Annotated in this window: 7 protein-coding genes and 1 pseudogene; 3 read left to right on the top strand and 5 right to left on the bottom strand. The window is 61.0% G+C overall.

Annotation, left to right across the window (positions count from 1 at the left end):
* The 3 genes and pseudogenes from CE491_RS02985 to CE491_RS02975 all read left to right on the top strand — a co-directional run.
* Positions 1-809 (top strand): annotated as a pseudogene (locus CE491_RS02985) (T6SS effector (p)ppApp synthetase Tas1); the annotation flags it as partial.
* On the top strand, positions 799-1,032 hold the full coding sequence (locus CE491_RS31455; RefSeq protein WP_110946881.1) for a hypothetical protein: 234 nt from the start codon (positions 799-801) through the stop codon (positions 1,030-1,032). The pseudogene CE491_RS02985 and the gene CE491_RS31455, both read left to right, overlap by 11 nt.
* Positions 1,029-1,454 carry a GTP pyrophosphokinase gene (locus CE491_RS02975; RefSeq protein ID WP_110946880.1) on the top strand — a complete coding sequence of 142 codons (426 nt, stop codon included), beginning with the start codon at positions 1,029-1,031 and terminating at the stop codon, positions 1,452-1,454. Before CE491_RS31455 ends, CE491_RS02975 begins: the two co-directional genes overlap by 4 nt.
* An 8-nt stretch (positions 1,455-1,462) precedes the next feature.
* Here CE491_RS02975 and CE491_RS02970 read toward each other — a convergent pair whose 3' ends face one another.
* The 5 genes from CE491_RS02970 to tssE all read right to left on the bottom strand — a co-directional run bounded on the left by CE491_RS02970 (position 1,463) and on the right by tssE (position 9,600).
* Entirely contained in the window at positions 1,463-3,400 is a 1,938-nt protein-coding gene (locus CE491_RS02970) for a type VI secretion system Vgr family protein (RefSeq protein ID WP_110946879.1), read from the bottom strand.
* 105 nt (positions 3,401-3,505) lie between these two features.
* Complete coding sequence (tssH, locus tag CE491_RS02965) at positions 3,506-6,187, bottom strand: type VI secretion system ATPase TssH (RefSeq protein ID WP_110946878.1); 2,682 nt, start codon at positions 6,185-6,187, stop codon at positions 3,506-3,508.
* Positions 6,180-7,259: a type VI secretion system baseplate subunit TssG gene (gene tssG / locus CE491_RS02960; protein ID WP_110946877.1), complete on the bottom strand. Its 1,080-nt coding sequence runs from the start codon at positions 7,257-7,259 to the stop codon at positions 6,180-6,182. The genes tssH and tssG overlap by 8 nt, the downstream gene beginning before the upstream one ends.
* On the bottom strand, positions 7,223-9,082 hold the full coding sequence (tssF, locus tag CE491_RS02955) for a type VI secretion system baseplate subunit TssF (protein ID WP_110946876.1): 1,860 nt from the start codon (positions 9,080-9,082) through the stop codon (positions 7,223-7,225). Before tssF ends, tssG begins: the two co-directional genes overlap by 37 nt.
* Positions 9,079-9,600 (bottom strand): type VI secretion system baseplate subunit TssE, encoded by a 522-nt coding sequence (gene tssE / locus CE491_RS02950; RefSeq protein WP_407681318.1) that lies wholly within the window; start codon positions 9,598-9,600, stop codon positions 9,079-9,081. The genes tssF and tssE overlap by 4 nt, the downstream gene beginning before the upstream one ends.
* Between the last annotated feature and the right edge of the window lie 13 nt (positions 9,601-9,613).

Raw genomic sequence — 9,613 nt, 5'->3', positions numbered from 1 at the left:
GGCTGATCGCTGCGGGCGCAGGACTCGTGTTGGCAGCGATGGCAGGTGTGGCTGCACTGGCCGGATTCGGGGTGGTTGGCTTGGCGATGATGGGCGGGATGACCCTGTTGGGCGATCTGGGTGACCGGCTCGGACCGGGTTATCGTGATCTGCTGCAGGGTATGGCAGGGATGGCCCTGCTGGGTCTGGGGCCGAAGATGGCGAAGCTGGGCAAGCCGACGACTCCCAGGACGTTCGAGGAGGTTTACGCACGAGCTCCGGCAGCAAAGGCTGAGATCGATGCGATGGCCGATGAGGTCGCCGCTCAATTCGGCGGCAAGGTTGCAAAAGCGCCGATCAAGTCCATGGCGCGTGCGTTGGAGAAGATTAACTCTGAATATGAGGGGGACGCGACCCGGATCAAGGACCTGGCCCGGAACACAATCATTGTCGAGTCCGACCAGGTTCACGCGGTGGCAGCCGAGCTTGGCAGCCGGGGCGCCAATGTCAAGATCATCGATGGGGCCACTGACCCACTTGGCTACAGTGGGGTGAACTCGACAATGCAGACGCGCGCCGGTATCCCAGGGGAAATCCAAGTAAACTCACCAGAAATGATTTACGCGAAAGAGTCGGAACCTCTCGCGCGCGGTCTTCTGGGTGACGAGACCTACGACGCTGTCGCGGCCAAGACTGATGTGCCGGGTGGCTTGGGGCATAAATACTACGAAGAATTCAGGGTAATGGATAAGACCGATCCTGACGCAAAAGTAATAGCGGGCAAGAGCAAGGCCTACTACGAGGCCGTGAGAGGTGGCAATGGGAATTGATGATTTGAGCGTATTCGCGGCTCGAGACGTATACCTCGATTATGATTTCGAGGAGGTTACCTTTCGCTGGGATCATCGCGCTCGCACGGTACATGTGAAGTTTTACGGAGCCGACGAGAGCGCGGAGCTCGTACCGGCGGACAGCCGTTTGTACAACGACGCCATACTTTACGGACGTGAGATATCTCGTGAAGAATATGAAAAAGGTTTTCCCCGCCGATGAGTACTCTCGACACAGCCATTGCCATTGCCTGTAAGGCCCACGCCGGTCAGGTAGACAAGTCCGGCAAGCCATATATCCTTCACCCCTTGCGCTTGATGCTTAATTTCCACGATGAAGAAGCCCAGGTCGTTAGCGTTTTGCACGATGTGGTCGAGGACAGTCACATCACGCTTGAAGACTTGAGGGCGTTAGGTATATCTGAAGCCGCCGTCGAGGCTATCGATTGCCTTTCCAGGCGGCCGGCAGAGGCGTACGACGATTTCATCTCACGCCTTCGGTCCAACGCCTTGGCCAGACGAGTCAAGATCGCCGATATCAAGGACAACCTTGACCTCACCCGACTTCCTTCGATCACCGAGAAGGATTTGCAGAGAGTCGCCAAATACCATCGCGCCTTGGCCCGTTTACTACCTGAAAGCTGATGTGCAGGTTACGCTTTTTTCCCTGGAAAGAACGCCTTCACCGCCGCATCGATAACGCCTTTGATGCCCTTGCCCGCAGCATCCACCGCGCCCGCCCCACCAGAGTTCAGATCCAGGCGCCCGCCGGTATCGATATCGCCTTTGCCACTGGCGTACAGCTTGAACGAAGAACCCGAGATATTGATTTCGCCGCTGGCGTTGAGCTCCAGCACGCTGTTGCCGCAGACCAGGCGGATCTGTGAACCGGCTTCGATCAGATAGCCCGTGCTGATGCTGTCAGACTTGGCGCCGCCGACGTGCAGCGTGTCATTACGCTGGACAGCGCGAACCCGATCCTGGCCGATGGTGACGGTTTCGTCGTTGCCGATGCTTTTGTGCCGGTCGTGCCCCACCGCGTGGCTTTCATCGACCTCGACCACGATGTCCTGATTGCGCTCGGCATGGATATACAACTGCTCCTCGCCCTTCTTGTCCTCCATGCGGATTTCATTGAAATTCGCTGGCGTGCCGCCTTTGCTCGAGCGGCTCTTCATGCCGCTTTGCGTGGCGTTCGCGGGCAGATCGTAGGGCACGGTCTGTTCGGCGTTGTAAACGCGGCCGGTGATGATCGGCCTGTCAGGATCGCCTTCGAGAAAGCTGACGATGACTTCCTGTCCGATGCGCGGAATCTGCATCGAACCCCAGTTCTTGCCCGCCCAGGCTTGGGAAACCCTGATCCAGCATGAGCTGTTTTCGTTGGATTGATCGTGGCGATCCCAATAGAAATGCACCTTCACCCGGCCAAATTGATCGGTCCAGATCTCCTCGCCACCGGGGCCGACGACCATGGCCGTCTGGGGGCCTTTGACGATGGGCCGGACAGTGCTCGGCAGCGGCCTGAAGCTCTGTTGTGCGTCGATGCAGGTCAGGGCACTTTCAAATTGCAGGCCTGCGGAACTGCCGCCGGTTTCCAGGCTTTCCTGAGTCACCAGGTAGCGCGTGCCGACGATCAAGTATTCGCGATTCTGATCCTGCCGACTGAAGCCGCTCAGGCTGAACAAATGCCCAGCGCCCAGCCCACGCGCGCTGCCGCTGAGTTCTACGCGTTCGTGCAGGCTCTGAATGGCTTCGATGCGAGTGCGGGCGTAGTGCTCGCCGTCCTGGCTCTGCACGTAGGTGCCGGGGTAATCATACAGCGGGTAATCGCCTGCCGAGTGCGGGCGGGGCATGGCCGAACGCACGTCGATGCGCGCGCTTGGCCGCTGAAAATCGTAGTCGTTGAGCTCAAGCGAACCGGGCTGGACTTCCTGCGCCAGGCGCCAGTCGCTGATGTGGTCGCGCTCGCGATGCTGGCCATCGGGCGGGTAGAACGGCACCGACTCATAACCCGGCGCTGATTGATGCGCGCCATAGGCGTCAGCCAGCACCAGCACATGGCGATCCTTGTCGTGGCGGAAGAAGTAATAAATTCCCTCCTGTTCCATCAGGCGGCTGACGAAATCGAAACTGCTTTCGCGGTACTGAACGCAGTATTCCCACTCGCGATAAGGGCGGCTGAGGGCATCTTCGAAATCCGAAAAACCCAGGTCACGAAATACCTGCTTGATGATCTGCGGGATGCTCAGATGCTGGAAAATCTTGCAGTCGGAGGTGCGGGTCAGCAGCCACAGCCAAGGCCGCAGCGTGACCTGATAGCTGGCGAACTGGCCGGTGTCGACGTTCTGGCTGCAACGCGAAACCAGCCCATGAAAATAACGGTTGCCGCCACCACTCAGCTGCACAGACAGGCTCATGGGCTTGCCTAGCAGCTGATTCAGGTCGATCGCGTCGTCATTGGAAGTCAGTTGCAGCTCGTACTCGAACAGCCGCCCCAGCTCATCGCCGCCGCTCATGTGTTTGAGCAGCAGCACGTCCGGGCCCAGAGGGCTGGTGACTTGTGCGAGGCGGGTGAGTTGCGTGAATTGCATGGGTTATCTCATCAAGTCCGGGATCAGTTTTTTTCGCGAATGAATCCGCTCCCACAAAGGAATGCGAGCACCTGTAGAAGCGAATTCATTCGCGATGGCGTCGGATCAGGCACCGACATCGCTGAACTGATAATCCAGCTGATTATTGCGCTCGCTGATGCGTACGCCCGCCATTGGCTTGCCTTCGAGCATGCGCGTCAGGAATTCGCGGCTCATGTCCGGCAGCAGGGTGTTGGTCAGGAGGGTGTCGATCATCCGCCCGCCGCTTTCGGTTTCGGTGCAGCGCGAGACAATCAGGTCGACTACCGCATCGTCGTACTCGAACGCTACTTTGTGCGTCGACTCCACGCGCTTTTTGATTCGATCGAGCTGCAAGCGGGTGATCGCCTTGAGCATGGTGTCGCTGAGCGGGTAGTACGGAATGGTCACCAGGCGACCGAGCAGCGCGGGCGGGAAGATTTCCAGCAATGGCTGACGCAATGCCTTGGCAATGTCTTCCGGGTCCGGCACGTTCTGCGCGTCTTTGCACAAGTGCGAAATCAACGCGGTGCCCGCGTTGGTGGTGAGCAAAATCAGCGTGTTCTTGAAATCGATGACCCGACCTTCGCCGTCCTCCATCACGCCCTTGTCGAACACCTGGAAGAAGATCTCGTGGACATCCGGGTGGGCTTTTTCCACCTCATCGAGCAGCACCACGCTATAGGGTTTACGCCGAACGGCCTCGGTCAGCACACCACCTTCGCCATACCCGACATAACCCGGCGGCGCGCCCTTGAGAGTGGAAACGGTGTGGGCTTCCTGGAATTCACTCATGTTGATGGTGATGACGTTCTGCTCGCCGCCATACATGGCTTCGGCCAGGGCCAGCGCGGTTTCGGTCTTGCCTACCCCGGAGGTGCCGGCGAGCATGAACACGCCGATGGGCTTGCTCGGGTTGTCCAGCCCGGCGCGCGAGGTCTGGATGCGCTTGGCGATCATTTGCAGCGCGTGGTCCTGACCGATGATGCGTTTCTTCAGGTGCTGGTCGAGGTTGAGCACGGTTTCCAGCTCGTTGCGCGCCATGCGCCCGACCGGAATCCCGGTCCAATCGGCGACCACCGAAGCGACGGCCTGATAGTCCACTGTCGGCAGGATCAGCGGGCTTTCGCCTTGCAGGGCGCTGAGGCGGGTTTGCAGGTCAACCAGCTTTTGACGCAGGGCATGGCTTTGCTCAGTGCCTGCGTCTTGATCGACGACACCTGCGGTTTCACGCAATTCGGCGCGGGTGGCGAGCAGTTCGTCGACCAGTGATTTTTCTTCACTCCAGCGCGATTCCAGTGCTGCCAGACGCTCACGCTCGGTGTTCAGCAATGCCTCACTGTTGCTTCGACGCGCGCCGGTCTCGATGCCAATCGCATGCTCCCGCGCAATGATCTGCAGCTCGGTTTCCAGGGCCTCGATGCGCCGACGACTGTCATCCACCTCGGCAGGCACGGCATGCAGGCTCACGGCAACACGCGCGCATGCGGTGTCCAGCAGGCTCACGGATTTGTCCGGCAACTGACGCGCCGGGATGTAGCGATGAGACAGCTTGACCGAGGCTTCCAGCGCTTCGTCAAGGATCTGCACCTGATGGTGTTTTTCCATGGTCGAGGCCACGCCGCGCATCATCAACAGTGCCTTGTCTTCCGACGGCTCGCCGACCTGCACGACCTGGAAGCGTCGGGTCAGCGCCGGGTCTTTCTCGATGTGCTTCTTGTATTCGGCCCAGGTGGTGGCGGCGACGGTGCGCAGCGTGCCGCGGGCGAGCGCGGGTTTGAGCAGGTTGGCCGCATCGCCGGTGCCAGCCGCGCCGCCTGCGCCGACCAGCGTGTGGGCTTCATCGATGAACAGGATGATCGGTTTGGGCGAGGCTTGAACGTCTTCGATGACCTGGCGCAGGCGCTGTTCGAACTCACCTTTCATGCTCGCACCGGCTTGCAACAGGCCCACATCGAGGCTGCGCAGTTCGACGTCCTTGAGTGCGGGCGGCACGTCTCCTGCGACGATGCGCAGCGCGAAGCCTTCGACCACAGCGGTTTTACCGACGCCCGCTTCACCGGTGAGGATCGGGTTGTTCTGGCGGCGGCGCATGAGGATGTCGACCATCTGCCGAATTTCTTCGTCACGGCCAACGATAGGGTCCAGCTTGCCGCTGCGGGCTTGCTCGGTCATGTCGACGGTGAAGCGCCTGAGCGCTTCCTGCTTACCCATTGCACTCGGGGCGATCGCACCGCTGGCCTCGCCGGGTGTGGCGGCTAGGTTAAAGCCATCATTGGCGCTCAGGGCGTTTTCCGGGGAGTCGCCGACGTATTCGTCGAAGCGCTCGCTCAGGGCCTCGACTTTGACCTTGTCGAACTCACCGGACAACCCCAGCAGCGCGTGGCGCAGGCTTGGCGTCTTGAGAATGCCGATCAGCAGATAACCGGTGCGCACCTGGCTCTCGCCGAACATCAGGCTGCCGTAGACCCAACCGCGCTCGACGGCTTCTTCGACGTGGGAAGACAAGTCGGTGATCGACGTCGAACCTCGTGGCAGGCGATCCAGTGCGTCGGTCAGGTCGCGAGCCAGACGGGCCGGTTCGACATTGAACTGGCGAATGATCCGATGCAGGTCCGAGTCCTGCAATTGCAGCAGTTGGTGGAACCAGTGCGCCAGTTCCACATACGGGTTGCCCCGTAGCTTGCAGAAAACCGTGGCGGCTTCGATGGCTTTGTAGCCGATGCTGTTCAGCTTGCCGAACAGTGCTGCGCGACTGATTTCACCCATGTTCCGTGCTCCTTGCGTATTGGTGTGGAGAAGTCGCCGGCGCAGCTTCTGTCGAGCTCGCCTGATCGGCATAGTGTCGGGCCAGAATCAGGTCGCGGGCGTCTTCATTCGGTTGTCCGAGCCAGGTGTTGAAACCCAGGCGGAACTGGCCGTTGAGTTGCAATTTGGGGATGTGCGGTTGTTGCAGGATCAGGTTCAGGTCCCAGTCCAGTTCGTGTCCCAGATATTCGGCGACCCACGCCACCAGATGCCTGAAGGGCTCGCCACCGGGCAGCATGCTCATGTATTCGTCGAGCGTGAGCGGGCCGAGCCGGATGCGGAATTTGTGCTGACGATCCCAGACATGGCTGCCGAGGCAAAAATCGACACCCAACTGATGGGCACTGACGCCTACCCGGCTGCGCTCAGGCAGCTCCAGCCATTGGCCGACGTACTCTTCAATTTCTACCGGCAGGCCGAAGTAGCTCTCGACAATGGCCTTCAAACCATCCGGATAGCGGGTTTGCGCCGACAGATGCCCGCTGAAATGCAGCTTGGCCGTGTCGGGAATCAACCCCTGATCGAGCAGGCTCGGCATGCCGCGACCGCTGAACGCGGCCAGCCGCGCTGACCAGTAGTCGTCGTCGGGCCGGTCGTGGCTGACCGTCGGGCGCGCTTCGGCCCACGCCCGGTAAAACAGGCTCAGCAGGCGATGATGGAAGATATCCAGAAAGCGTTTGCTGGTGCTATCGGCGTTGTTGCGCTGACGCTCGCGCACGTATTCGGTGAGGTGCAACGGCAGCGGCCCGTTGGGACCGCCGAGGCCGAAGAAGAACTGTTCGAGCCGCGCAGGCTTGTCGTCTTCGGCGGGTGTCAGCGCCGCCAGTGTCGAGGGCGCGAATGCGCAATCGGGCTGCTGACCCAAGCGCAGAGGGTCGTCAGCCAGACGCAATGAATGCCCGAAGCGCGGCAGCTCAGGGGACTGGCACTCGATACGCCGCAGGGCCTGGAAGAAATCGTATTCCCAGGGCTGTTCCTGAATGTCGGTGAGCGTGCTCACAGGGTCGGGCGCCGGCCGGGCTGGGCTTTCCATCGCATGATCTCGCCGCGCTCGCTGGTGCGAATCACAGTCTCGGTGAAGCTGTTGATGGAAACGTAGCGCGCCAGAAACCGCTCGAATACGGCGCCCAGCAGAAATACACCGGTGCCGCGAAAGGCGTTCTCGTCGAACTCCAGGGTGATTTCCAGACCGCGCCCGAAGACGATCGGCCCTGGCATGGGCAGGCGACGGGTACAGGCTTTGCTGCTGACACCACGCAGCCCTTCGATCTGCAATTGCAGGGCGGCATCGTTGCCGTCGCCATACAGACGCAGCAATTCGCGCAGTGCCGCAGCGCCCTGGCCTTGCTCGCTGAGCGACAGGTAATTCAGCGACAGCTGGCTGATCAGCCGCCAGGCTTTCTGGTCGTGGGCGTGGCTGGCGCGTGGACGACTGGGTCCGGCCAGGCAGCGAATGGCGGCGACCGGCGCGCTGTCCGCGAGGGTGAAGTCAGTCTTGCCGCTGCCCACGTTCATGAACAGCGGCAGGTCGCGGTTGGTGCACAGGGCACTGACACCCAGTTGCCGCAAATCGTGGCGATACGGCGCCTGCTGGCTGTCCACCAGGCTGACGAAGGTTTCGCTGCCGACGTAAGTCGAACGCGTACCCGTTCGCCGCTGCTCGCTGGACAGCACGCGAGGTTCGCGACGCAGGGTGTAATAGGCTTTGTCGCGGCCATAGCGCGATGGATCGCGCACGGCGTAAAACGGCAGAAACGGCTGTTCAGGGCCGGTGCCGTAGCCGGTGACGCCCGTCAGCGAGTGGATTTCAAAGTCCATCGGTCGTGTGCGATCGGCAATCACGTGGTGTTCGTTGACCCGGTCGGACAGGTGAATCCGGTCGACTCGGCGCGCAAACAGATTGATCGCCGGCGTGCAGAACGGCACGAATTGCTGAGGTCCGACGCTGCCTTCAAGGCTCTGGTCGAAACGCTCGAACAACACGATTAACTCCAGCTCCTGGCTGCTGCAGCGCTGTACGGCGCGCCCAAGATGACTGAAATCGACGAACAGATAACGCTGCGGCAGGGCGAAATATTCCTGCAGCAATCGATAACCCTGAAACGCCTGCGCGACCACTGGCATCGCGGCTTCGCGATCTTCGAAACCACACGACTTCAAGGCATCGCCTGGCAGGCGCTCGACCCAGTCCGCGCCCGGCTGGCGGGCGAATACGGCGCAGGCATTGCCGAGCAGTTGTTCATAGAGGCGCAAAGGCAGTTCATCAGCGCCGTTGAGGTACAGCGGCAGGTTTTCCAGGCTCAGTTTGTTGAACGTCAGTTCGGCGCCTGTCTTAAGCGTAATGCGCAGGCCTGCCTTGGCTTTCGGCTCGCTGGCCGCCAGGCGGCCCAGCACCGTGGCGGGGTTGCCGAAGTACTCGGCGTGGCTGACTTTCAGCGGCCACAACGTCACCGCATGGGCGCTGCGGTATTCGCAGGAGGTTTGCGAGTCGCGACCCAGCGTCGCGCGCAGCACGCTGTCGCGGGGCAGGGTGAAGCCGCTGCTCAGCGATCCTTCGTCCGGGTCGATCTGCATTTGCACCACAGTCATCGACGGCGTGGGCGCAAGGTAATGCGGGTAGGCGATTTCCAGCAGATTGTGGGTGAAGGTCGGGTATTCGGCATCGAGTTTGAGCTGCACGCGCGCAGTGAGGTACGCAAAACCTTCCAGCAGGCGCTCGACGTAAGGGTCTGCGCAGTCGATCCCGGACAGCGTCAGGCGCCCGGCGATTTTCGGGTATTCCTTGGCAAACTCCGCGGCACTTTCGCGAACGTGTTGCAGCTCTTGGTTGTACAGCTCCAGCAGGCGCGGATTCATGTGCGTCTCCGCTGTTCGGCTGGCACGACCTGCACGTGACCGGTCTCCAGATCCAGATCAGTGCGCAGCAACAGCGGCAGCGCCACCGGTTGTGCCCACAGGTCACCCTCGATCTCGAAGCTCAGGGCGTTGTGATTCATCTGGTCGGGGAGCGTCTGAGCGCGAACGCGCAGCGTATTGCGCAGAATGCGCGGCTCGAAGGTGGCGATGGCTTGATGGATCAGGCTTTCGAGCACACTGACATCGATGCTCGAGGCGCTGTTGCCGGCGAGCGCAGGCAATCCGTAATTGATCACCGACGTTCCCGCTGGGGTGTGCAGCGTGGCGTCTGCGCCCAACAGAGATGTGGTGTTGAGCAGCCAGGTCAGATCGCGCAGCACCGACGCCTTGAGCTGACTCAGGGACAGCACGCGTTTGTCCGCGCTTTCCTGAAGATTGCCGGGCTCTTCGTCGGTCAGGCGGTCGAGCAGCGAGGGCTGCAGGCGTTCGCGCAAGGTCAGGTCAGAAGGCAAGGCCATACTTCAGGCACCG

Origin of the sequence: Pseudomonas bohemica (genome assembly GCF_002934685.1) — a bacterium.
GTDB classification, from domain to species: domain Bacteria; phylum Pseudomonadota; class Gammaproteobacteria; order Pseudomonadales; family Pseudomonadaceae; genus Aquipseudomonas; species Aquipseudomonas bohemica.
Note: the sequence above shows the minus strand (reverse complement) of the source record. Positions and strands in the feature narration are given on the sequence as shown.